Origin of the sequence: Pseudoalteromonas sp. GW168-MNA-CIBAN-0100 (assembly GCF_040309225.1) — a bacterium.
GTDB classification, from domain to species: Bacteria; Pseudomonadota; Gammaproteobacteria; order Enterobacterales; family Alteromonadaceae; genus Pseudoalteromonas; species Pseudoalteromonas arctica.
This window is the reverse complement of sequence record NZ_JBEOOL010000184.1, coordinates 1-393: the sequence shown is the minus strand read 5'-3', so window position 1 is coordinate 393 and position 393 is coordinate 1. Positions and strand designations below refer to the sequence as shown.

At 40.5% G+C, this 393-nt stretch carries 1 protein-coding gene; it reads left to right on the top strand.

Annotation, left to right across the window (positions count from 1 at the left end; translation table 11 throughout):
• On the top strand, window positions 1-393 hold a 393-nt coding region (locus tag AAEY62_RS20635; RefSeq protein WP_350636120.1), incomplete at both ends, for a TonB-dependent receptor domain-containing protein.

Genomic DNA, 393 nt, shown 5'->3' with positions numbered 1-393 from the left:
CGGTAACCTCATACGAAACAGGTATTAAGTCAGACGTACTAGACGGTCAAGGCCGTGTTAACGCCACTGTTTTTTACTACACAATGAATGACCAACAGTTAACAGCTGTAGGTGGTGGTGCTAACTTTAACCGTTTGTTAAATGTTGATAAAACCACAGGTTATGGTTTTGAGCTAGATTCTGAGTGGGTGTTAAGTGATGAGCTAAATGCTACATTCAACTTAAGTTATAACAAAACTGAGCTTAAAGATGACACGCTTAGCATAGCAGCTCCAAGCCGCCCAACGTTGACAATTACTAACCCAGTAGTAAATGGTAAAGTATTACTCGATGGTAACAGCTTACCGCATGCTCCAGAGTGGATTTCTAACTTCACATTACGTTATACCAAAG